The organism is Sphingomonas sp. IW22, assembly GCF_041321155.1.
Lineage (GTDB): Bacteria > Pseudomonadota > Alphaproteobacteria > Sphingomonadales > Sphingomonadaceae > Sphingomonas.
This window is the reverse complement of sequence record NZ_JBGGWB010000001.1, coordinates 1941065-1963050: the sequence shown is the minus strand read 5'-3', so window position 1 is coordinate 1963050 and position 21986 is coordinate 1941065. Positions and strand designations below refer to the sequence as shown.

The 21986-nt window shown below is 65.2% G+C and carries 29 protein-coding genes; 19 read left to right on the top strand and 10 right to left on the bottom strand.

All coding sequences use genetic code 11. The features are described 5' to 3' along the window. Nucleotides 1–40: 40 nt before the first annotated feature. Genes ACAX61_RS09605 through pyrF form a run of 4 tightly spaced genes read left to right on the top strand, consistent with a single transcriptional unit; the run spans nucleotide 41 to nucleotide 4102 of the window. The gene (locus tag ACAX61_RS09605; protein ID WP_370714539.1) at nucleotides 41–727 is read left to right on the top strand and encodes an endonuclease/exonuclease/phosphatase family protein; all 687 of its coding nucleotides are present in this window, start codon (nucleotides 41–43) and stop codon (nucleotides 725–727) included. After that, nucleotides 727–3039, top strand: coding sequence for a patatin-like protein (locus tag ACAX61_RS09600; RefSeq protein WP_370714538.1), 2313 nt, complete (start codon nucleotides 727–729; stop codon nucleotides 3037–3039). The genes ACAX61_RS09605 and ACAX61_RS09600 overlap by 1 nt, the downstream gene beginning before the upstream one ends. A gap of 44 nt (nucleotides 3040–3083) precedes the next feature. Then, nucleotides 3084–3431, top strand: coding sequence for a LapA family protein (locus ACAX61_RS09595; protein ID WP_370714537.1), 348 nt, complete (start codon nucleotides 3084–3086; stop codon nucleotides 3429–3431). Further along, the gene (gene pyrF / locus ACAX61_RS09590; protein WP_370714536.1) at nucleotides 3428–4102 is read left to right on the top strand and encodes an orotidine-5'-phosphate decarboxylase; all 675 of its coding nucleotides are present in this window, start codon (nucleotides 3428–3430) and stop codon (nucleotides 4100–4102) included. Before ACAX61_RS09595 ends, pyrF begins: the two co-directional genes overlap by 4 nt. Before the next feature lie 11 nt (nucleotides 4103–4113). On the opposite strand, the gene ACAX61_RS09585 is transcribed toward pyrF, so the two are convergent. Beyond that, nucleotides 4114–4251, bottom strand: coding sequence for a hypothetical protein (locus ACAX61_RS09585; RefSeq protein WP_370714535.1), 138 nt, complete (start codon nucleotides 4249–4251; stop codon nucleotides 4114–4116). A gap of 88 nt (nucleotides 4252–4339) precedes the next feature. Between ACAX61_RS09585 and ACAX61_RS09580 the strand changes: the two genes are divergently transcribed. The 6 genes from ACAX61_RS09580 (at nucleotide 4340) to ACAX61_RS09555 (ending at nucleotide 9743) form a co-directional block, all read left to right on the top strand. Continuing rightward, nucleotides 4340–4975 carry a phosphoribosylanthranilate isomerase gene (locus ACAX61_RS09580; protein ID WP_370714534.1) on the top strand — a complete coding sequence of 212 codons (636 nt, stop codon included), beginning with the start codon at nucleotides 4340–4342 and terminating at the stop codon, nucleotides 4973–4975. A gap of 46 nt (nucleotides 4976–5021) precedes the next feature. Beyond that, entirely contained in the window at nucleotides 5022–6275 is a 1254-nt protein-coding gene (gene trpB, locus ACAX61_RS09575; protein ID WP_370714533.1) for a tryptophan synthase subunit beta, read from the top strand. Then, nucleotides 6272–7069: a tryptophan synthase subunit alpha gene (gene trpA, locus ACAX61_RS09570; RefSeq protein ID WP_370714532.1), complete on the top strand. Its 798-nt coding sequence runs from the start codon at nucleotides 6272–6274 to the stop codon at nucleotides 7067–7069. The genes trpB and trpA overlap by 4 nt, the downstream gene beginning before the upstream one ends. Then, nucleotides 7066–7923 carry an acetyl-CoA carboxylase, carboxyltransferase subunit beta gene (gene accD / locus ACAX61_RS09565; protein ID WP_370714531.1) on the top strand — a complete coding sequence of 286 codons (858 nt, stop codon included), beginning with the start codon at nucleotides 7066–7068 and terminating at the stop codon, nucleotides 7921–7923. Before trpA ends, accD begins: the two co-directional genes overlap by 4 nt. 11 nt (nucleotides 7924–7934) lie before the next feature. Next, nucleotides 7935–9242 carry a bifunctional folylpolyglutamate synthase/dihydrofolate synthase gene (locus tag ACAX61_RS09560; protein WP_370714530.1) on the top strand — a complete coding sequence of 436 codons (1308 nt, stop codon included), beginning with the start codon at nucleotides 7935–7937 and terminating at the stop codon, nucleotides 9240–9242. A gap of 66 nt (nucleotides 9243–9308) precedes the next feature. Then, nucleotides 9309–9743, top strand: coding sequence for a DUF6628 family protein (locus ACAX61_RS09555; RefSeq protein ID WP_370714529.1), 435 nt, complete (start codon nucleotides 9309–9311; stop codon nucleotides 9741–9743). Here ACAX61_RS09555 and ACAX61_RS09550 read toward each other — a convergent pair. Both ACAX61_RS09550 and pspF read right to left on the bottom strand, forming a co-directional pair. Continuing rightward, complete coding sequence (locus ACAX61_RS09550) at nucleotides 9730–11379, bottom strand: AmpG family muropeptide MFS transporter (protein WP_370714528.1); 1650 nt, start codon at nucleotides 11377–11379, stop codon at nucleotides 9730–9732. The two genes, ACAX61_RS09555 and ACAX61_RS09550, sit on opposite strands and share 14 nt — an antisense overlap. 92 nt (nucleotides 11380–11471) lie before the next feature. Then, nucleotides 11472–12512, bottom strand: a complete 1041-nt coding sequence (gene pspF, locus ACAX61_RS09545) for a phage shock protein operon transcriptional activator (protein ID WP_370714527.1) — start codon at nucleotides 12510–12512, stop codon at nucleotides 11472–11474. A gap of 179 nt (nucleotides 12513–12691) precedes the next feature. Here pspF and ACAX61_RS09540 point away from each other — a divergent pair, with 179 nt between their 5' ends. The 9 genes from ACAX61_RS09540 to ACAX61_RS09500 all read left to right on the top strand — a co-directional run bounded on the left by ACAX61_RS09540 (nucleotide 12692) and on the right by ACAX61_RS09500 (nucleotide 16104). Then, entirely contained in the window at nucleotides 12692–13198 is a 507-nt protein-coding gene (locus ACAX61_RS09540) for a hypothetical protein (protein WP_370714526.1), read from the top strand. 72 nt (nucleotides 13199–13270) lie between these two features. Continuing rightward, a complete protein-coding gene (gene pspA, locus ACAX61_RS09535) occupies nucleotides 13271–13936 on the top strand; it encodes a phage shock protein PspA (RefSeq protein WP_370714525.1) in 666 nt (221 codons plus the stop codon). 4 nt (nucleotides 13937–13940) lie between these two features. Next, a complete protein-coding gene (gene pspB / locus ACAX61_RS09530) occupies nucleotides 13941–14219 on the top strand; it encodes an envelope stress response membrane protein PspB (protein ID WP_370714524.1) in 279 nt (92 codons plus the stop codon). Nucleotide 14220: 1 nt separating this feature from the next. After that, on the top strand, nucleotides 14221–14601 hold the full coding sequence (pspC, locus tag ACAX61_RS09525) for an envelope stress response membrane protein PspC (RefSeq protein WP_370714523.1): 381 nt from the start codon (nucleotides 14221–14223) through the stop codon (nucleotides 14599–14601). A gap of 29 nt (nucleotides 14602–14630) precedes the next feature. After that, a complete protein-coding gene (locus ACAX61_RS09520; RefSeq protein ID WP_370714522.1) occupies nucleotides 14631–14924 on the top strand; it encodes a hypothetical protein in 294 nt (97 codons plus the stop codon). 34 nt (nucleotides 14925–14958) lie between these two features. Continuing rightward, nucleotides 14959–15258, top strand: a complete 300-nt coding sequence (locus ACAX61_RS09515) for a hypothetical protein (protein ID WP_370714959.1) — start codon at nucleotides 14959–14961, stop codon at nucleotides 15256–15258. Between the two features lie 14 nt (nucleotides 15259–15272). Further along, nucleotides 15273–15542 (top strand): hypothetical protein, encoded by a 270-nt coding sequence (locus tag ACAX61_RS09510; RefSeq protein WP_370714521.1) that lies wholly within the window; start codon nucleotides 15273–15275, stop codon nucleotides 15540–15542. Between the two features lie 32 nt (nucleotides 15543–15574). Then, nucleotides 15575–15820: a hypothetical protein gene (locus ACAX61_RS09505; RefSeq protein ID WP_370714520.1), complete on the top strand. Its 246-nt coding sequence runs from the start codon at nucleotides 15575–15577 to the stop codon at nucleotides 15818–15820. A gap of 35 nt (nucleotides 15821–15855) precedes the next feature. After that, nucleotides 15856–16104, top strand: a complete 249-nt coding sequence (locus ACAX61_RS09500; protein WP_370714519.1) for a hypothetical protein — start codon at nucleotides 15856–15858, stop codon at nucleotides 16102–16104. A 28-nt stretch (nucleotides 16105–16132) separates the two neighbouring features. Here the strand turns inward: ACAX61_RS09500 and leuB are convergent, their stop codons facing one another. The 7 genes from leuB to argF all read right to left on the bottom strand — a co-directional run bounded on the left by leuB (nucleotide 16133) and on the right by argF (nucleotide 21986). Continuing rightward, entirely contained in the window at nucleotides 16133–17179 is a 1047-nt protein-coding gene (gene leuB / locus ACAX61_RS09495) for a 3-isopropylmalate dehydrogenase (RefSeq protein WP_370714518.1), read from the bottom strand. A 30-nt stretch (nucleotides 17180–17209) separates the two neighbouring features. Next, nucleotides 17210–17920, bottom strand: coding sequence for a DNA repair protein RecO (gene recO / locus ACAX61_RS09490; RefSeq protein ID WP_370714517.1), 711 nt, complete (start codon nucleotides 17918–17920; stop codon nucleotides 17210–17212). Between the two features lie 30 nt (nucleotides 17921–17950). Continuing rightward, a complete protein-coding gene (gene queE, locus ACAX61_RS09485; RefSeq protein WP_370714516.1) occupies nucleotides 17951–18583 on the bottom strand; it encodes a 7-carboxy-7-deazaguanine synthase in 633 nt (210 codons plus the stop codon). Next, complete coding sequence (queC, locus tag ACAX61_RS09480) at nucleotides 18580–19266, bottom strand: 7-cyano-7-deazaguanine synthase QueC (protein ID WP_370714515.1); 687 nt, start codon at nucleotides 19264–19266, stop codon at nucleotides 18580–18582. Before queC ends, queE begins: the two co-directional genes overlap by 4 nt. Nucleotides 19267–19488: 222 nt before the next feature. Then, a complete protein-coding gene (locus tag ACAX61_RS09475; RefSeq protein WP_370714514.1) occupies nucleotides 19489–19896 on the bottom strand; it encodes a DUF3617 domain-containing protein in 408 nt (135 codons plus the stop codon). Nucleotides 19897–20001: 105 nt separating this feature from the next. Further along, on the bottom strand, nucleotides 20002–20922 hold the full coding sequence (gene hslO, locus ACAX61_RS09470) for an Hsp33 family molecular chaperone HslO (protein ID WP_370714513.1): 921 nt from the start codon (nucleotides 20920–20922) through the stop codon (nucleotides 20002–20004). 146 nt (nucleotides 20923–21068) lie between these two features. After that, nucleotides 21069–21986: an ornithine carbamoyltransferase gene (gene argF / locus ACAX61_RS09465; protein ID WP_370714512.1), complete on the bottom strand. Its 918-nt coding sequence runs from the start codon at nucleotides 21984–21986 to the stop codon at nucleotides 21069–21071.

Below are 21986 nucleotides of genomic sequence, written 5' to 3'. Positions count from 1 at the left end.
ACCGTTCCCCCTGCGCCATGACCACGCTAAACCAATCTTGATGCTAAAGGTCGCCAGCTACAACATGCGAAAGGCGGTCGGCACCGACCGTCAGCGCCGCCCCGAACGCATTCTTGAAGTGCTGAACGAAATCGACGCCGATATCGTCGCGCTTCAGGAAGCCGACCGGCGCTTTGGCACGCGTGCGGCGGTGCTGACGCCGCACCTTTTGTCCGAACACAGCGATTATCAGGCAGTACCCGTCGCGATCCGCGCTGCCAGCATGGGATGGCACGGCAACGTCCTGCTGGTCCGCAAATCGGCCGAGATACTCGCCTGCACCCCGGTACATCTGCCCGCGCTGGAGCCGCGCGGCGCGGTCAGCGCGGATGTCCGGCTGGGCCGACACACGATCCGCGTGGTGGGCATGCATCTGGACCTGTCCGGCCTGTGGCGGCGGCGGCAGGCGAAGGCGGTGCTGGATCACCTGGCCGATGGCAATCCGATGCCGTGCGTAATGATGGGCGACCTGAACGAATGGCGGGGCGCGGGCGGTTGCCTTAAGGACTTCGCCCGCGATCATGCGATTGCCGAAACCGGCCCCAGCTTTCACGCACAGCGGCCGGTCGGGCGGCTGGACCGCATCATCGTCAGCCCGCAACTGACCATCACCGATTGCGGCGTTCATATGAGCCCATCGGCGCGCGTGGCGTCGGACCATCTGCCGATCTGGGCAACGATCCGCTGATGCGCGACAAGGAGCTCCGACTTGCGCTGGTCTGCTATGGCGGGATCAGCCTTGCGATATACATGCACGGCATCACCAAGGAGCTGTGGCGACTGGTATGCGCCAGCCAGGCGTGGTGCGCGGGCGACCCGCCATCGGGCGGGACGCAGGGCGTCTATCGCGCCGTTTTCGAAGAGATTGCGGAGGCTTCGGGCCTGCGCCTGCGTGTACTGGTCGATATTCTGGCGGGCGCAAGTGCCGGGGGGATCAACAGCGTCTTTTTCGCGCAGGCGATTGAAACCGGGCAGAGTCTGGATCCGCTGACCGACCTGTGGCTGGAACATGCCGACGTAGAAGGGTTGATCGACCCCGCTCAGGCGCCCAGCCATTCGATGACCAAATTCTGGGCGCGTCCGATCGCGTGGATGGCGGCCGGGAACAAGATGGTCGACGAAACCGTCGAACTGGCCGCGCGCGATGAAGTGCGCGCCAAGCTCGACCATTTCGTCCGCTCCCGCTGGTTCGAACCGCCCTTTGGCGGTGAGTTGCTGTGCGGGCTGTTGCTCGATGCGTTTGATGCGATGGCCAAGGCACCGGCGGGGCCGCGCTTGCTGCCGCACGGCCAGCCGCTGGACCTGTTCGTCACCGTCACCGACTTTGCCGGGCATCCCGAACGATTGCGCATCAATTCACCGCCGGAAGTGGTGGAGACGGAGCATCGTCTGGTCCTGTCCTTCGCCAGCCAGGGGCGCACGGGGGAGGCATTCGCCGAACCCGCCGACCTAACCTTTGCCGCGCGCGCGACGTCGAGCTTTCCGGGTGCCTTCCCGCCATTTAACGTGGCGGAACTGGACCGGGCGATCGCCGCGCGCGGTGGGGAATGGCCGGGGCGCGATGCCTTTCTGGCACGGGCAATGCCGCGCCACGCCAGCGTCAAGGCGGCGGAAAAGGCCGTACTGATCGACGGTTCGGTACTGGCCAATGCCCCCTTTCGCCCCGCCATCGCCGCACTTCGAGAACGACCGGCGCGGCGGCAGATCGACCGCCGCTTCGTGTTCATCGACCCCGCGCCGGGCTTTCGCTTTGCGCTGAACGGACAGATCGAAGGGCTGCCCGGATTTTTCCAGACGCTGATCGGGGCCCTTTCCGAGATTCCGCGTCAACAACCCATTCGCGACAGCCTGGAAACGCTGTCCGCCCGCTCGGCCCGGATCGAGCGGATGCACAGCATTCTCGAACAGTTGCGCGGTGAGGTTGAGGGACAGGTGGAAAGCCTGTTCGGCTATACCTTCCTCCTCGACTACCCCACGCCCCGGCGGCTGGCGGCGTGGCGCCGCCGCGCGCAGTCCGCCGCAGCGGGCAAGGCCGGATATGGTCAGGCCGCCTATGGCCTGTTGAAGGTCGAGGGCGTGATCGACCGTATCGCCCAGCTGTTCAACCAGCTGGCCAGCCGCGACGGCCCCGAACCGCAGCGGCGCGTGCGCGATGCCATTGCCGAAGCCGCGAGGGCACGCGGCGCGTTCGGCATCGGCACCGCCCATTCCGGCGGCGCAACGGCAGAAGCGATCGAGTTCCTCCGCAGTTTCGACCTGGGCTTTCGCATCCGCCGCCTGCGCCTGCTGGTCCGGCGGATCGGGGAGCAGGATGGCGAGCAAGACCGCGCCGATCTGTCCGAAGTGCGCGACGCGACCTATTCGGCATTATCCGCCTATCTGGAGCGACAGCGTTCGGAGACGCACGCCGCGTTGAAGCCCGTCGCACGGCGCCTGCCCGGCGATGCGGAGAATGCCCTGCAGGCTCTGGACACGGCGCTTGATCTGCGGACCCTGGATGCGGCCACCGATGCGGCACTGGCAAAGGCGTTCAGCGGCCTGACGCGCGACCTGCGCCGCCCGCTGCTGCTCGCCTATCTTGGTTTTCCCTTTTTCGACATCGCGACGCTGCCGCTGCTCCAGGGTGAGGGGCTGGACGAATTCGATCCCGTTCGCGTCGACCGGATCAGCCCCGACGACGCCACCGCCATTCGCGAAGGCGGTGCGAACGCGTGCCTGAAGGGGATACAGTTCCACGCGTTCGGCGCGTTCTTCAGCCGAACCTATCGCGAGAACGACTATCTGTGGGGACGCCTGCACGGTGCGGAGCGGCTGGTTGATATCCTGTTGTCGTCCCTGCCCCCGGCAACAAGGCTGCGCCCCGGCCGGACGACCGCCATCAAGCAGGCGCTGTTCCACGCCATCCTTGATGAGGAGGAAGGACGGCTGACCGCCATTCCGGGGCTGATCGCGTCGATCCGCGCGGAACTGGGCGAGCGGACTGGTCAGGGCGGTGATTAGCGCGTAGCATCCGGGCAAAGAACACATCCCAAAAAGGGGCCCGAATGCAGTTTCTGCGAACGTTGATCTGGGTGCTGGTCGCCGGCATCGTCGTTGCCTTTTCATTCAACAACTGGGCGCCGGTGCCCGTGAAGCTGTGGGGTGGTCTGGTGGCCGACATCAACCTGCCGCTGTTGATGGGCGCGATGTTCCTGCTGGGTTTTCTGCCCACCTATTTCCTGCATCTGGGCACGCGTTGGCGGTTGAAGTCGCGCCTTGCCAGCGCGGAACGTACGCTGACCGACCTGCGCACGACCCATGCGACTTCGGTCGAGCCGCTGGCGGCCGATATCGAGAGCCCCGACGCACCGCTTGCGATGAACGACACCGTAGCGCCGGAGGCGCGGGTATGAGCACGCCGATCTATGTCGCGATCGACACTCCGGATATCGACCGTGCGCGCCTGATTGCTCAGCGCGTTCGCAACCATGTCGGCGGCATCAAGCTGGGCCTGGAATTTTTCATGGCCAATGGCCGTTCAGGCGTGAAGGATATGGCGGAAATCGGTCTGCCGATCTTCCTCGACCTGAAATTTCACGACATTCCGAACACGGTGGCAAAGGCCATTCAGGCGCTTCGCCCGCTGGAGCCTGCGATCCTGACCGTTCACGCATCGGGTGGCCGCTCGATGCTGGAGGATGCGAAAGCAGCGGCGCCCAGCGGCACCAAGGTGGTGGCGGTAACGACACTGACCAGCCTGGACGGAGAGGATCTGCGCTCGATCGGCGTGGAGCGGGCACCGCATGAACAGGTGCTTCGCCTGAGCGAACTGGCGCGAGATGCCGGCGTGGACGGTATCGTCTGTTCCGGGGCGGAGGTTGCAGCGGCCAAAAAGGCGTGGCCGCAGGGCTTTTTCGTGGTGCCCGGCGTGCGCCCGGCAGAAGGTCCGGTGGGTGACCAGAAGCGGGTGGTGACACCGCGCGCCGCACTGGATGCGGGGGCGTCGATCCTCGTCATCGGTCGGCCGATCACACAGGCCGAAGACCCCGACGCCGCCGCGCGCGCGATCGAAGCGACGCTCTGACCGACGGTCGGTCAGACGGCGGCGGCAAATCCCGCCAGCGTGTCGCCGACCTTCGTGCCGATCAGATAAAGGCCGATGCCGCCCGCCAGCAGCATCGCGGCCAGACTTGCACGCGAACGCGCACGGAGAAACGCCTGCATCTTGCTCATCGCAACCTCCTGAGCGCATGGGGATACCAGCGTAAAGCTAACCACCAGATGAACAAATTGCCGCGACGCAGCATTTTTGGATAGAAATATGACGAGCGCAAAAATCTGTGGCCTGTCGACGCCGGATACATTGGACGCGGCAATCGGCGGCGGTGCGGCACATGTCGGACTCGTGTTCTTCCCCCCCTCCCCCCGCCACTTGTCATTCGACCGCGCCGCCGCGCTGGCGGGACGAGTGCCGGCGCATGTTGGCCGCGTGGGCGTGTTCGTGGACCCTGACGACGCGCTGTTGGATCAGGCGATTGCCGCGGGACGGCTCGACACGTTGCAGTTGCACAAGACTGCTCCCGCGCGCATCGCCGCGATCCGGGACCGGACGGGATTGCCGCTATGGGTCGCGGTGGCGGTCAAGACACGTGCCGATCTTGAAGGCGCACGTCCGCTTGCGGGGCTGGCCGACCGTATCCTTTACGATGCTAAGACGCCTGACAGCGCGGCGCTGCCCGGTGGTATGGGACTGCGCTTCGACTGGGGGCTGCTGGACGGCTATCGCCACCCTGCGCCATGGGCGCTGTCAGGCGGGCTGGACGCGGCGAACGTGGCGGAGGCCGTTCGCCGGACCGGCGCGCCAATCGTCGATGTCTCTTCCGGCGTCGAAAGCGCGCCGGGCGTAAAAGACAGCGGCAAAGTCGCCGCGTTCCTTTTGGCGGTAGCGGAAGCCTGAGCGACGGGCTTCCCCTCTGCCACGCCTGTGCTAAAGCGCGGGCACGATGATTGCCCCCGAAAACGCTATCGCCGCGCAGCCCAACAGCTTGCGCCAGCAGCCCGACGAACGCGGCCATTTCGGTCAGTTCGGCGGCCGCTATGTCGCCGAAACGCTGATGCCGCTGATCCTGGACCTGGAACGCGAATATCGCGCGGCCAAGGCGGACCCCGCCTTTACGGCCCAGTTCGAGGATCTGCTGGAACATTATGTCGGCCGCCCCAGCCCGCTTTATTATGCGGAACGACTGACCGACGCGCTGCGCGAAAGCGCGGAGCCGGGCATGGGCGCGCAGGTCTGGTTCAAGCGTGACGAGCTGAACCACACCGGCGCACACAAGATCAACAATTGCATCGGCCAGATCCTGCTGGCGATCCGCATGGGCAAGACGCGGATCATCGCGGAAACCGGCGCAGGCCAGCACGGCGTGGCGACCGCCACCGTATGCGCGCGCTTTGGCCTGCCCTGCACCATTTTCATGGGCGCGAAGGATGTGGAGCGGCAGCAGCCAAATGTGTTCCGCATGAAGCTGCTCGGGGCCGAAGTGCGCCCGGTCGCCAGCGGCGCCGCCACGCTGAAGGATGCAATGAACGAGGCGCTGCGCGACTGGGTCGCCAATGTCCACGACACCTTCTACATCATCGGCACCGCCGCCGGGCCGCATCCTTATCCGGAACTGGTCCGCGATTTCCAAAGCGTGATCGGCAAGGAAGCGCGCGCGCAGATGATGTCGCGCACCGGCCGTCTGCCCGACATGCTGGTCGCGGCGATCGGTGGCGGATCGAACGCAATTGGCCTGTTCCATCCGTTCCTCGACGATGCCGACGTGAAGATGCTGGGGGTCGAGGCGGCGGGCCATGGCCTGGACAGGCTTCATGCCGCCAGCCTGGCGGGCGGCGCGCCGGGCGTGCTGCACGGCAACAAGACCTATCTGCTTCAGGACGAGGATGGCCAGATCGCTGAGGCGCACTCGATCTCGGCTGGCCTCGACTATCCGGGCATCGGCCCCGAACATTCGTGGCTGAAGGAAATCGGACGCGTCGAATACACCTCGATCACCGATGACGAGGCGCTGGACGCGTTCCAGCTGCTCTGCCGGACCGAGGGCATCATTCCCGCGCTGGAGCCAAGCCACGCCATCGCCGCCGTCGCAAAGCATGCGCGCGAAATGCCGCGCGATGCGATCATCCTCGCCAATCTGTGCGGGCGCGGCGACAAGGACATCTTTACCGTCGCCGATGCACTGGGGGTGGCGATATGAGCCGCCTTGCCGATGCTTTTGCGAAGGACGCGCCCGCGCTGGTCGCGTTCGTGACTGCGGGCGATCCCGCGCCGGAAGCAACGCCGGCGATCCTCGACGCGCTGGTCGCCGGCGGGGCTGATGTAATCGAACTGGGCATGCCCTTTACCGATCCCATGGCCGATGGCCCGGCAATCCAGGCAGCGAATATCCGCAGCCTTGCGGCAGGCACGCGCACGGCCGACATCCTGTCGATCGCGACCGGTTTCAGGGAACGCCATCCGGACGTGCCGCTGGTCCTGATGGGCTATGCCAACCCGATGCTGCGCCGCGGGGCAGCATGGTTCGCCGATGCGCTGGCCCGGGCGGGCGTCGACGGCGTGATCTGTGTCGATGTGCCGCCGGAAGAGGACGACGCGCTCGGCCCCAAGCTGCGCGAATCCGGCATCGCACCCATCCGGCTGGCGACGCCGACCACCGACGTCGCGCGCCTGCCCGCCGTGCTGGATGGCGCGTCGGGCTTTATCTATTACGTCTCGGTCGCGGGCATCACGGGTGTGCAGCAAGCGGCCCAGGCCTCGATCGAGGAAGCGGTCGCCCGGCTGAAAAAGTCGACCGACCTGCCCATCGCCGTCGGCTTCGGCGTCCGTACGCCCGAACAGGCGGCGGCGATTGCGCGTGTTGCCGACGGCGTGGTCGTCGGCTCCGCAATCGTTGAAATCGTGGCGCAGTACGGCGCGGCCGCTGCGCCCCATGTCACCGACTATATCCGATCGCTGAAAGACGCGATCGTCAATTCCAGGATTCCCGCATGAGCTGGCTCAACCGCGTCCGCAACGCGCTCGCTTCCGTCGTCCCTTCGCGTGAGACGCCCGACAATCTCTGGCACAAGTGCAAGGGTTGCGGTCAGATGGTGTTCACGCGCGAGTATGAGGAGAACCTGTCGGTCTGCCCATTGTGCGATCATCACGGCCGCATCGGTCCGAAGGCGCGGTTCGCGCATCTGTTCGATGAGGGCACCTGCAAGTCCCTGCCCGCCCCCCGCGTTGCTGACGACCCTTTGAAGTTTCGCGATTCCAAACCTTATATCGCCCGGCTGAAGGCTGCGCGCGCCGATACCGGCGATCAGGACGCCTTCATTTCCGCACGCGGGCTGATCGAGGGAAGGCGTGCGGTGGTTGGCGTCCAGAACTTCGCCTTCATGGGCGGGTCGATGGGCCAGGCCGTGGGCGAGGGCTTCATCGCGGGCGTCGAAGCTGCGATTGCCGCACGCGCCCCTTTCATCGTCTTCACCGCATCAGGCGGCGCGCGAATGCAGGAGGGTATTCTCAGCCTGATGCAGATGCCGCGCACCACCGTCGCGATCGAGATGCTGCACGATGCGGGCCTGCCCTATATCGTCGTGCTGACCGATCCGACGTCCGGCGGGGTCATGGCCGCCTATGCCATGCTGGGCGACGTGCAAATTGCCGAGCCGAAGGCGACGCTGGCCTTTACCGGTCGCCGCGTCATCGAGCAGACGATCCGCGAAAAGCTGCCTGAAAACTTCCAGACCAGCGAATATTATCGCGATCATGGGCTGATCGACATGGTGGTTGAGCGCAAGGATCTGCGCGCAACGCTGGCCAACCTGATCGACTATCTGACCCACGAACGGGCGGCTGCCTGAGCGCCACGCCGATGGACCATGCAAGGTCGAGCGACCCGTTCGTTCAACGCCAGCTCGACCGGCTGGCCGCACTGGGCCCGGGGGCGGACGTACTGGGGCTGGACCGCATCACGCGCCTGCTGGGCCGCGTAGGCGATCCGCACTGCGCACTACCACCGGTCTTCCATGTCGCGGGCACGAACGGCAAGGGCTCGACCTGTGCGCTGCTGCGCGGTGCGCTGGAGGCGGCGGGGCACCGCGTCCATGCCTATACCAGCCCGCATCTGGTCCGTTTCAATGAACGAATCCGGGTCGCCGGCCGCCTGATCGAGGACGAAACGCTCGGCGAGTTGCTGGCCGAGGTGCTGGACGCCGGCGGTGACATCGGCGCCAGTTTTTTCGAGGTGACCACGGCGGTCGCGTTCCTCGCCTTTGCGCGCACCCCGGCAGACGCCTGCGTGATCGAGGTCGGGCTTGGCGGGCGGCTGGATGCCACCAACGTGATCCCGACTTCGCTGGTTGGCGGCATTGCCCGGTTGGGCATCGACCATCAGGCATTTCTGGGCGACACAATCGAAGCCATTGCTGCCGAAAAGGCGGGGATCGCACGCAGCGGCGTGCCGCTGGTCACCCTCGATCAACCCGACAGTTGTACCCGCGTGATCGCCGACGTGGCGGCTCGCGCCGGTGCGCCGCTCTCACGGCGCGGGATCGAGTGGCAGGGTGTGCGTGACGGCGACGGTATCGTCGTTGCTGACGCCAAGGGCCGTATCACGCTGCCGCTGCCCGCCATGCCGGGCGCGCATCAGCACGAGAATCTCGCTCTCGCTGCTGCCATGCTGCGGGCGCAGGATCGACTGAATGTTCCAACCGACGCGATTGCCACTGCCGCGCGCGACGTACGCTGGCCCGCCCGCATGCAGCGCCTGGGTCGCGGCCCCCTGCTCGACCGCCTGCCGCCAGGCAGCAGCATCACCATTGACGGCGCGCACAACCTGAACGCAGCGCAAGCGGCAGCGGACTGGCTTGCCGAACAGGCAGAAAAGCCGACGGTCGTACTGGGCGTGCTGGCGAACAAGGATGCAGCTGGGATCATCGCGGCCATCGCACCGCATGTCGCCGCTCTGATCGCCGTGCCGGTGCCTCACCACGCTCATCACGCACCAGGCCTGCTCTGCAAGCTCGCCCATCAGCATGGACTGAGCGCCGGTCAGGCGCGCGACGTGCCCACAGCGCTCGACCGGCTGGGGCAAGGGGGACTACGCGCTGCGGTGCTCATCCTCGGTTCGCTCTATCTAGCCGGTGAGGTGCTACACCTGAACGACGAGGCGCCGGATTGACGCTTGTTGATATTGACTTGCAATAACTGATCGGCGAGATTGGCTCCACCAAGCGGGAGACTCGCCTTGACGCGCACAATCGACACGCTTTCGACCACCCTTCCCCATCTTCAGCCCAGCGATCCGGCTGCGCGCCTGATCCTGTTCGGCATCCGCCAGATGGGGGCGCACGGGCTTCAGGACGCAGCGGCCTCTCATGCCTTCCTGACTGCGTTCGGCGTCGATTTCCGGCGGCCGCTGGTGCTGCTGCGCACGCTGATGCACGACATGTCGGTGCGCGCGGCGCGGCCCATTCAGATTGCGCCATGGTGCTGCCCGCGCATGACGGGTGCCGAAGCTACGATGATCGAGGCGCTGCGCGGTGTCAGCGAAAACCCGCAGCGTTCAGCTTATCTGCTGGCGGACCTGATCGGCGTCCGCGACGCATCCAGCATCGTTTGCACCGCGCATTGCGTAGTGACCGCCTTCAACGATCTGGGCCTCCCGCTCAGACGGGACTGACGTCCGGCTCTTTTACACGTGCCGCCGCCGACGTGCTGCGCCACCATTCGGCCAGCACCAGCAGCACGGCGACGCCGCCCAGCCCGGCTGTCACGTAGAACACATTGGCATAACCAACCTTGTCGATCGCCTCCCCCGTCGCGGCCCGGCCCAGCGCACCGACCAGAAAGGTCATCGAGGACAACAGCGCATATTGGACCGCGCTGTATTCCCGCGCCGTGATGGAGGAAATGTAGGCGACGAACGCCGTCCCGGCGAGCCCGCCCGCGATATTCTCACCACAGATGGCCACCAGCAGGCGCATCATACGCACATCGATGCCGATTTGGTCCAGCGCGACCATGTGCATGAACGCGTCGATGGTCGGACCGCCAAGCGCAAGATCGGCAAAGAGCAGGTTCGACAACGCCGCCACGGCACCGCCTGCGACCAGCGTTGGCATGCGCCCCCATGCGGCCAGCATGTACCCCCCCAGCGCCACGCCCGCGATCGTCATCCACACGCCAAACAGCTTCGAGGCGAACGCGACCTCGTCGTTCGAATAGCCCAGAAAATCGAGATAGAAGGGAAATGCAAAGGGCGCCCAGATCGAATCGGCGATCCGGTAAAGCAGGATCAGCGCCAGGACCAGGATCGCACCCCATTTCAGCCGATCGACAATCTCTGCCAGGGGCAGGATCAGCGCGCGATAACAATGGTCCGCCGCCGCGCGCGTGCCGCCCATCTTCTCGCCCCCGCCCTGATGCTGCGGCAGCCGGCGGGTCCATCCGGCGACAAGCGCGGGAATGATCACCGTCGCGACGATGATCCACGGCCCTTGCATCCGCGTGAAGTCGCCCGCCGAAGGACCGGGTACACCCGGCACCGGTGGCTGAAGCGCGGAGACCATGAAATTGCCCAGCACCAGGATCGCCCAACCCCAGCAGATGGCGACGATCGCAAGCGCGGCCGCCCTTTTGCGGCGTTCGGGCACCGAATGGCCGGACAGCGGGTGGGCTGCATCGGCAGCATCCCGCCGCGCTTCGGGCAGGAACAAAGTTGCACCCAGTGCCGCCAGCATCGCAAAGCCAAAGCCGATATAGACCGTCGGCCAGTCCAGCCGCGCCGCCAACACCAGCGCCAGCGCGCCCCCGGCCAGCGCCGACAGCCTGTTGCCGAGTTGATAAACTGCCGACAGGAATTCCACCGTTGCGGTGTCGTCGGCGATCTCGATCCGCCATGCGTCGATCACCACGTCCTGCGTTGCGGACAGAAACGCCGCCACGACCGCGATGCCCGCAAAACTGCCGATGGCCGCCACCGGATCTGTCGCCGCCAGCCCCCATAAGGACAACGCCAGCAGGCCCTGACACAGGATCAGCCACGACCGTCGCTGCCCCAGTCCGCCGATCAGCGGCAGCCGCAGGCGGTCGACCAACGGCGACCACAGGAACTTGAAGGCATAGGCAAGGCCGATCCACGACAGCACACCGATAGTCGCCAGGCTGATCTTCAATTCGCCCAGCCAAGCGTTCAACGTACCGATCAGCAGCACGAATGGCAGGCCCGATGCGAAGCCCAGCATCAGCATTGCCGCCGTTTTCCGATTGGTGAGCGCCGCCCGGAACAGCGCGAACCCCTTTGGTCTTTCCGCCACTTAACCGCCCGTCATTGATCCGCGGCGCGCGATAATGGCCGCAATGTCGATCGCCCCACCCTATCGAAATCGGCGGTGAAGCATAGCCCCGCCTAACCCGAAAGCAGCCCGTGCTTTCTCAATGCGTGCCGCAACTGGTCATATGTCAGGCCCAACGCCTCGGCGGTTGCACGCTGATTATAACGGTGTTCGGCCATGGCGCGCGTCAGCAGACGGCGTTCATAGGTCGCGACGCGGGTGCGGAAATCCCCATCGATCGCCGGTTCGGCGGGTGCCGCGACGGGCGCAGCCTCCGCCGTCGTCGGTGCCCCGCCTTTGAGCTCGCCCGCCGGTTCGACGAAACCGCCGCTGCCGCCCGGACGCCATGGAGAATCAAACGGATCGATCTGGATCATGTCCACCGGTCCTTCGCGTTCCCAGCGATAGACCGCCCGCTCGACCACGTTGCGAAGCTCACGCACATTGCCCGGCCAGCGATGCGTCTCCAGCATCTCGATCGCTTCCGGACCGAAGCCGGGCCAGCGGTCCCATCCCAGTTCGGATGCCATGCGCCGCCCGAAATGATCGGCCAGCACCATGATGTCGCCGCTGCGTGCACGAAGCGGCGGCAGCGTTACCACCTCGAAACATAGCCGATCGAGCAGGTCAGCGCGAAAACTGCCCCTGGCGACGCGGTCGGGCAGATGTTCGTTCGTCGCCGCGACGATCCGAACATCGACCCGCAACGGGCGCGAAGACCCGATGCGCGTGATCTCGCCATATTCGACCGCGCGCAACAGCCGATCCTGCGCGGCCATCGAAAGCGTGCCGAGTTCATCGAGAAACAATGTGCCGCCATGCGCTTCCTCGAAGCGGCCCGCACGCCCCTTTTGCGCGCCGGTAAATGCACCTGCCTCGTGCCCGAACAATTCAGCTTCGATCAGCGTTTCAGGCAGTGCAGCGCAATTCATCACGACCAGCGGCTGGTCCCATCGGCCGCTCAGACGGTGCAGACGCTCGGCCACCAGCTCCTTACCGGTTCCCCGCTCTCCGATCACCAGCACGGGGCGGTCCAGCGGCGCGGCGCGGCTGGCACGCTCCAATGCGTCCAGAAACGCGGTGGATTGACCGATTACGGGTGCAGTTCGCTCCATGTCCGCGATTGTGGCGGATTCCGCCAAGTGTTGGCAACCACTATCCCATCGTCATGAACAAATTGTCAGGCTTCGCCTTTGCGGAGAGGCTTACGTCAAACTGGCACGCCCTGTGCATAGCATCCGATGACCACCGCAGAGTGGCAGCAAAGATAACCAAGGTTCAGGGAGAATCCCCAATGCTCAGGAAGGCCCGCCACGATGTTCGTCAACCGCTTGTCACACTGCTGGGCGCCGTTGCCGCGAGCACGTTGTGCCTGGGCCTTGCCGCCGCGCCGGCGCGCGCGGGCGAACTCGACCGGCATCAATGGATGCGCGCCGTGACCAAATCGCTGCACGAACAGATCCGGCCATCCCCCGCGGTCCCGGTTGCGGTACGGATGCAGAAGGCCGCGATCGTCGGCGCCCATTTCGATGGCGAAGGCCAGTTGCTTGCCACGTCGCTTGATGTGCCAACCGGCAATCGCGTGCTGGACGACGAAGCGCTGCGCGCGGTCAACCACACGGCTTTCCCGCGTCTGCCCGCCGAGATGCGCGGTCGGGTTCGCATGATCCCGGTCGAAATCTTCTTTGCGACGCCGCAGGCGAACCGGAACCGCGCCAGTGTCCGTCGCCAGTCGCTGGACCTCGCCGCGAGCGTGCGTCAGCTTCATGCCGAAGTTCCCGCCGGACAGCCCATCGGCTGACCGGTCCCTGGCCGGGGCGAGGCCCTCATCCTCGCCCCGGATTTTTGACGATTGTACGAAGGAGTATTTTTCATGGGTATTTTCTCCAGGACGCGGGACATCATCGCCGCCAATGTCACCGACCTGCTCGACAAGGCGGAAGACCCTGCGAAGATGATCCGCATGATCATCCTCGAGATGGAGGAAACGCTGGTCGAGGTTCGCGCATCCGCCGCGCGCACCATCGCCGATCAGAAGGAAATGCGCCGCCACATCGCCAAGCTGGAAAAGCTGCAGGACAGCTGGACCGAAAAGGCCGAACTGGCGCTGTCCAAGGATCGCGAGGATCTCGCCAAGGCCGCGCTGGTCGAGCGCCAGAAGGCCGCTGACATGGCCGATCAGCTCAAGGCCGAGATCACCGTGCTGGACGACGCGCTGAAGGCATCGGAAGCCGATATCGCCAAACTCCAGAGCAAGCTGCGCGAAGCACGTTCGCGCCAGAACTCGATCGCGACCCGGCTGGAAAGCGCCGAGAACCGCTATCGCCTGCGCGAAATGTATGCCGGTGAACGCGTGGCCGACGCCTTTTCGCGGTTCGACACGCTGGAGCGCCGCGTCGACATGGCAGAGGGTCGCGCCGATGCGGCCGGCATGGGCGGCGTAAAGACGCTTGAGGAAGAGATTGCCGAGCTGAAGTCGTCGGAAAAGGTCGATGCCGAGCTGGCCGCGCTGAAGGCGCGCCTGAACAAGGAAGGCTGATCCCATGGAGGACGTGCTTGTCCCGATCATGGTCTGCGGCATCCTGTTCGTCGGGATGCCCTGGATCATCCTCCACTACATCACGAAGTGGAAACAGTCCCCGACCCTGACCGGCGAGGACGAGAAGCTGCTCGACGAACTACATCACATGGCCCGGCGGCTCGACGAGCGGCTGGAGACCATCGAACGGATCGTCGCCGCCGACAACCCGGACTTCCAGCCCGAAGCACCCCGCGTGCGTGAGGACGAGCGGTCCCAATATGATTTCTCGAGGAGGAACTGAAATGTCTGCCAGCCGCACCAAATTATATGTCGACAAGCAGAACGGCAAATGGATGGGCGTCTGCGCGGGTATCGCGGACTATACCGGCGTCGATGTCATCTGGGTTCGCGTCGGCGCAGCCATGCTGACCCTGCTGGGGGGCTTTCCCTGGACGCTGGTCGCCTATTTCATGATCGCCTGGATGGCACCGGCCAAACCCTATGGCCTGTATGAAAGCGCGGAGGACGAGAAGTTCTGGCAGCGCGTACGCTCCAATCCCAAGCGCTCGACCGCCGAAGTCCGTTCGAAGTTTCGCGACATCGACCGGCGCCTGGCTGAAATCGAGAGCTTCTATGTCGGGCGCAACAACCGCCTGGCCGAAGAGATCGACCGGCTTCGCTGACGGCGCGTAGATAAAAGGGAGGAAGAACAATGGGCTGGGGTGGACCGGGTTTCGTTATCGCGATCATCGCGCTGTCGATGGGTGCCTGGATCGTCACGACATGGCTGCGCGTCAAGCATGGCTATCCGATCACCGACGACAATGGCGCAACGATACACAAGGGCGCCGGCCCCGACGCTGATCGGCGCATCGCGCTGCTGGCATCGGAAAATGAGCGGCTTACCGGACAGATCGGTCGGCTGGAGGAACGGATCGCCGTGCTGGAGCGCATCGCGACCGACCCTGCCGAACGACTGAACCGCGACATCGACGCGCTGCGCTGAGGAAGGACAGAATATGGAAACGATCCCACTTCTGATGGAATCTGCGCCGCTGATCGTGACGCTGACCGTCATCGGTGTCGCTGGCTGGGTGCTGACCACCTGGATGCGCGTGAAGAACGACTATCCGCTCGACGGTGCATGGGGCCAGGCCATCTATCCCGTCCGCAACGACGAAACGGTCGAACGAATAAAATTGCTGAGCCAGGAAAACGCGCAGCTTCGCGCCGAACTCGGCTCGATCAAGGATCGGCTCGCCAATGTCGAGCGGATCGTCACCGATGGCGCTCGTGCACTCGACCGCGAGATCGAGCAGCTGCGCGGCCGCGCCAACTGAACGGAGGATCGGCAATGGACCTGAACATGATCAGCTTCTTCCTGATCGTCGTGGGCATCCCCGTGATCGCGGGCGTCGGCAGCGACATGTTCAAGCGTTGGCTTAAGCACAAGGAAGCGACGGCGACGGCGCTGAATGCCCAGACGGCGGAAAAGGCGGCGCAATATGCCGCGCATGTCGAACGGCTGGAGCAGCGCGTGCGCGTGCTGGAGCGTATCGTCACCGACCGAGGCATTGCCGTCGCCGACGAGATTGAACGGCTGCGTCAACAGCCGCTGAACTGAACGATACGCCAAAGGCGACTAGGGAGGGATTGATGGACCCGTTTTCGATGGTGGTGGCGATCGTGGCGCTGGTAACGATCGGGAAGATCGTCCAGGCCAAGGTCAAGGCGCAGAACGAACGCCCCGGCGGCGATCACCCCGACTCGGTTCGGATGCGCGAGGAGATCCGCACGCTGAAGGAACGTGTGGCCGTGCTGGAGCGCGTCATCACCGACACCGAAGACAGCGTGAGGCTGGACCGCGAGATCGCCCGGCTGCGCGACGACAACCGCGCCTGATGCTGGCGCCCGAATTTTCGATGGGAGACGCAGCGATGCATGACCCCCAATTCTATCTGTCCATGGCCGCGGCGGCGCTGACGGCGCTGGCAATGATCACCGCTGCCCTTCTGGTGGCCTGGCGCGGGTGGCTGGCCCTGAAACGCCAGCAATTGAACGCCGCCAGCGCACCCGCGGACAGCGACAACATTCCCGGTCCGTCGGCCACCCAGCGGATCGAGATTGCCGATCTGAAGGAGCGCATCCGCAAGCTGGAAGCGATTGCCGCCGGAGTCGACCTTTAGGAACAACGATGCCGGTGACTGCCGGGTGTTACAGCCCGGCGATGATCCGGTCGGCCATATCCCGCGTCGACAGGGTACCACCAAGGTCGGCGGTGCGAGCGCCGCCAACAATGGCTGCAGCAACCGCCGCTTCAACCCGGTCAGCGGGTTCGGACAGGCGCAGCGAATGACGCAGCAACATCGCCGCCGACAGGATTGCGGCACATGGATTGGCCTTGCCCTGACCGGCGATATCGGGCGCCGAGCCGTGGATCGGCTCATAAAGCCCCTGCCCCGTCGCGCCCAGCGCTGCCGAAGGCAGCATGCCGATCGACCCGGCGCACATCGACGCCTGATCCGACAGGATGTCGCCGAACAGATTGCCGGTCACGATCACGTCGAACTGACCGGGATCGCGCACCATCTGCATGGCGGCATTGTCGACATACATGTGGGTCAGTGCCACATCTGGATAGTCGGCCGACACCTCGATCACGACATCGCGCCACAGCTGCGAGGTTTCCAGCACATTGGCCTTGTCAACCGAACACAGCCGGCGACCGCGCGTGCGGGCGGTCTCAAAACCAACACGGGCAATGCGCGCCACTTCGGCTTCGTCATAGCGCATCAGGTCGCGACCCTCGCGCAGCCCGTCCGCCGTCGTACCGCGCGATTTCAGGCCGAAATACACGTCACCGGTCAGTTCGCGCACGATGACAAGGTCGATCGTCGCCGCAACTTCAGGACGAAGGGCCGAGGCGTCTTCCAGCCCCTTGAACAGCCGCGCAGGCCGCAGATTGGCGAACAAGCCCAGTTCCTTGCGCAGACCCAGAATAGCCTGTTCGGGCCGCAACGCGCGCTCAAGACTGTCATAGCGTGCGTCACCGACGGCACCGAACAGAATCGCGTCAGAGCGACGGGCAAGGTCGAGCGTGACAGGCGGCAGCGGATGCCCCGCCGCATCATAGGCAGCACCGCCGACGGGCGCTTCCTCGAACACCAGATCAAGACTCAGCGCCTCAAGGACGCGGCGCGCTTCGGCGGTGACTTCGGGGCCGATGCCGTCCCCCGGCAACACGGCGATCAGATGCGGCATTAGACCCTCCTTTTCGGCGCTGCCCATGCCCTAGCCGCTCGCGCGCCGCAACCGTTCCAGCAACCGCTCTCGCGCGGCCAACGCATCGCCCGCCCGCCCGGACAGCAGGTCGCGCTCGACGAAATGACCGGTGATGGCAAAGGCGGCAAAGATCGCCTGCCAGTCGGGCGCCTCCCCACCCGCCGTCAGGAACGACGGCAATGGCAGCAGTCGCGCTTCATAACCGCGTGCAGCGTCACGGCTGACCGCACCGCCACTTCGCGGACTGACAAAAGCGAGGTCGTCGCGAACGCCGGTCGCGATACAGGTGTCGAGCGCCAGGCCGAACCCCAGCTCTGCCAGCAACAACAGTTCATATCGTGCGATCAGCCCGGCCCATCCGCGCGCGGCAGGGGCAGCCTCCACCGCGTCGATCACCGCCCCCAGCGCGTCGTAAAGCGCCGGGTATCGCTGCCCCTCCGGCAGGGTGGCGACGGTCAGTGCGGTCAGCCATTCGATGGCGGCAGCGGGCAAAGCCTCGGTAAACAAGGGCGCGCAGCTCTGCAGCAGTTCGACCGTCAGCGCGGCAAGCTGGCTTTCGGTTCGCGCGCGCCATTCGCCCCGGATGCGGTTGCCCGGTTGAAGCACCGGACGCAGCGCGCGTGAACGGCCCCCGCGGACATAGCCGGGCTGAACACCATCATCGCGAGTCAGGGCTCTGACGATCGCGCCATGTTCCCCATGCGGTTGCACCGACAGCATGATGGCAGGCGCAACGATATGCACCGGGGGTCAGCGCAGGCCGAGCAGCTTGTGCGTCTGCAACGACAACCGCCAGCGCGGCCGATCCATGGCGAGCGCAATCGCGGCTTCCCAATTCGCCCGGCCCGCCGCGTCGTCCAGCGGCTGAACCAGGAAGTGGCGGAAGTCCCATTGCTCCATCGCGTCCACATCGCTGCCTGCTTGCGGCCAAACCAGCTTCAGTTCGTCACCCGCGCGCTGCACCACTTCGCTGCCTGCCTTGGGGCTGATGCAGACCCAGTCGATGCCGCGGTGAACGGCCAGCGTGCCGTTGCTTTCGATGGCGATGGTGAAGCCCGCCTGATGCAGCGCATCGACCAGCGCGTCGTCCACCTGCAACATTGGCTCGCCGCCGGTCAGCACGACGAGCCGGTTGTCGCTACCCGGCCCCCATGCCGCCTCGACCGCCTGGACCAGCGCGTCAGCATTGTCGAAGCGCCCGCCCCCGCCGCCGTCCATGCCCACGAAATCGGTATCGCAGAAGCGGCAGATCGCGCTGGCCCGATCCGATTCTCGGCCAGACCAAAGGTTGCACCCGGCGAACCGTACGAACACCGCGCGGCGACCGGCATGAAACCCCTCCCCCTGCAGGGTCAGGAACAGTTCCTTGACGGCGTAGCTCATGGGTGGGTCGCGTAACGGGTGGGATCGGGCAGACCCGCTTCCTCAAAACCCTTCATCCGCAAGCGGCAACTGTCGCACAGCCCGCAATGCAGGCCGCCGGGTGCGGGATCGTAACAAGACCAGCTCATCCCCGCGTCCATTCCCAGCCGCATCGCCTCGCGCGCGATGTCGGCCTTGGTCATGTGCTGGAGCGGGGCGTGGATGCGGAACGGGTGCCCCTCTACCCCCGCCTTGGTCGCCAGATCGGCCAGCCCCTCGAACGCGGCGATGAATTCGGGGCGGCAATCGGGATAGCCCGAATAGTCGAGCGCATTGACGCCGATGAACAGGTCGCGGGCGCCCGCCGCCTCGGCCCAGCCCAACGCGAGGCTGAGAAAAATGGTGTTGCGCGCCGGGACATAGGTCACCGGAATATCCTCACCGACGCCATTCTTCGGCACCTCGATATCGGCGGTCAGCGCCGAGCCGCCAAAAGCCGACAGGTCCAGCGGCAGCACGATGTGGCGTTCGGCGCCCAGTTCGCGCGCGATCCGCCGCGCGGCGGCCAGTTCGATCTGGTGGCGCTGATTATAGTCCACCGACAGCGCAAGCAGCCGGAAACCGGCTTCACGGGCATGGGCGGCCGAAACCATTGAATCGAGGCCGCCGGAAATCAGGGCAACGGCAAGCGGCTGTGTGGACATTGGGCGGCTGGTCTCTGAAAATGTTGGAAGTGGCGGAACCGTGGCCCGCATATCTGTCGGCAGACATAGCGCCTGCGGCCGCGCCCTACAACAAAGGGCCGCCCCGACAAGCGGGGCGACCCAGTTTGGCTTGGGAATTCTAGCCAGGGAGCATGCCCCATAAGAGGCAATTCCGGCTTCTAACGCCAAACAGTTAAACCTTCCCTGAACGCCGTGCGGAAATCAGCAGTGACCAAGGCGGCGGGCCTCGATATCGCTTTGAAAAGGCAGGCCATTGGCCAGTCCCTGCGTGCTGATCTGCAACAGCCGGGGCGTTTCCAATGACAGAGTCGTGCGGCCATGACCCGCACCGGAACAGGTATAATGCACGGTCCCGCTCTTCGGCTGATTGTCGATGATGAAGCGCGCGCACTGAGCGGCACCGTGATGCAGCTGGATCAGGATGCGCGGATCGCTGACGCATACAGTCCGTTCCGTGCCGCTTTCAATCTCGCGCAGTTGCCAGCGCCCCGGTTCGATTCCCGACAGCACGTTCAGCGTCGGCGCCTGTGCCGGCACCGCAAATGCCACGCCCCCGCCCAGCAACAACGCCCCGCCGATTGCGGAACGCAGCCAGCCTGCCAACCTCATCTTCTCACTCCCCGACATCCCACACTGGCCGGCGATCCCCAATTCGCCAACGCAAGCGTTCATTTAATCAGGTGGGATCACCGGGTGGGATTTGCAAGGGTCGGTTCAGCTTGCCGCAAGGTCGGCGAGCGAGACTGGAAATTTGCGCGCGCAAAAGGCGCAATCGACGGTAATGAAGCCGGCATCGTCGGCCATCTCGGCCCGCTCCTCGGCCGGAAACTTGGCCAGTACTGAACCGATATAGTCGGCGTTGCACCGACATCCGCGCGTCAGGTCGACGCCCATCAGGGTGCGGACCTCCCGCTCCTCGTTGAACAGGCGCCAAACGAGATTTTCGAGCGGAATGGAAGGATCGGCCAATTCGTCCTGCCCCATGGTCGTGGCCAGCGCCTCGACATGTTCCCATTCGGGATGGTCGTCACGCACGTGCAGGCGCTCACGCCCTTCCTCGCCCTCCGGCAAATGCTGGAGGAACAGGCCGCCCGCGACCAGCCGGCCGTCAGGACCGCGCCGGCTGCCAAGGGTGACCAGGCTGGGGATCTGTTCGGACTGCATGAAATAGGCCTGCGCCGCTTCGCCCAGCGATGCGCCGTCCAGCGGAACGATCCCCTGATAACGCTCCCCCGTCGTCGCCTGGTCGAAAGTGACGGCCAGATAACCCTGGTTGAACAGCGCGAACAGCGACGGATCCTCGCCCAGCTGCGCCAGCCGCTCAGCGTCGAACTGCACATAGCCGCGTAGCTCGCCACCCTTATAGTCGCAGACCATCAGGCTGACGATGCCGCCTTGCTGCTGCGCCTGAAGCGTCAGCTGCCCCCCGGCATCCTTCAGCGTCGCCCCCAGCAGCGCGGTCAGCGTCAGCGCCTCCGCCAATAACCGCTCGATGGCGGGCGGATAGGCATGGGCCGACAGGATCTCGTCCAGCACCGGCCCCAGACGCGCGATGCGCCCGCGGGCATGCCGATCCGGCAGCGTGAAGCCGATGGCGCGGTCGAGGTCGTTGGGGGGCGTGGGCAGGCTGGTCATGGTCGATCCCGTTCGGGCAAAGCTGGTCGAAGCCCCGTCCTGCCCCTTTCCGAACCGGAAAGAAGGACAGCCCTTCGCAACCAGCTCAGGGCGAACGGGGATGATGGTGAGGCAGCGAGATAAGCAGCGGCACCGCGATTACAACGTCAGCCGATTTGCCCGAAACACCAGCGCAGGATCGACTTTTGCGCGTGAAGACGGTTCTCCGCCTCGTTCCAGATCAGCGACTGCGGCCCCTCGATCACCTCGGTCGTCACTTCCTCCTCGCGATGCGCAGGCAGGCAGTGGAGGAAGCTGGCATCGGGGCGCGCTCTCGCCATCAGGGCGGCATCGACCTGATAGGGCATCATGGCCGCCAGCTTTGCCTCGGCATGCTGCTGCCCCATCGAAATCCAGGTGTCGGTGACGACGATGTCCGCATCCTCCACCGCTTCACGCGGGTCGGCGACGCAGCGCGCGCGCCCACGGCCCATTGCCAGCACATCCTCTGACGGCTGAAAACCCTGCGGGCAGGCCGAGACGACGTCAAAGCCGAAGATCCCACCCGCTTCGACAATCGACGACAATACGTTGTTCCCGTCGCCCAGCCAGGCCACCTTCAGGCCCGGCAGCGCCTTGCCCGTTTCGAGGATGGTCAGCAGGTCCGCCATAATCTGACACGGATGGGAAAAGTCGGTCAGGCCGTTGATGACCGGCACGGTCGCGTGACGGGCCATCTCCTCAACCTTGGCGTGGTCGTCGGTGCGGATCATGATGCCGTCGACGTAGCGCGACAGCACGCGCGCGGTGTCCGCGACCGTCTCACCCCGGCCGAGCTGCATCGTGCCCGCATCCATGACCATCGCCTGCCCGCCGAGCTGGCGCATCGCCATGTCGAAGCTGACGCGGGTGCGGGTCGAGTTCTTTTCGAAGATCATGGCAAGCACATGGCCCGCCAGCGGCGCATCCGCATCGACGCGTCCCTTGGTCCAGCCGGCACGCGCCCTCTTGCGGTCCAGCGCGTGGGCAAGAATTGCGGCGCAGCCGTCAGGACCGGCGTCGGACAGGTTAAGGAAATGCCGCAT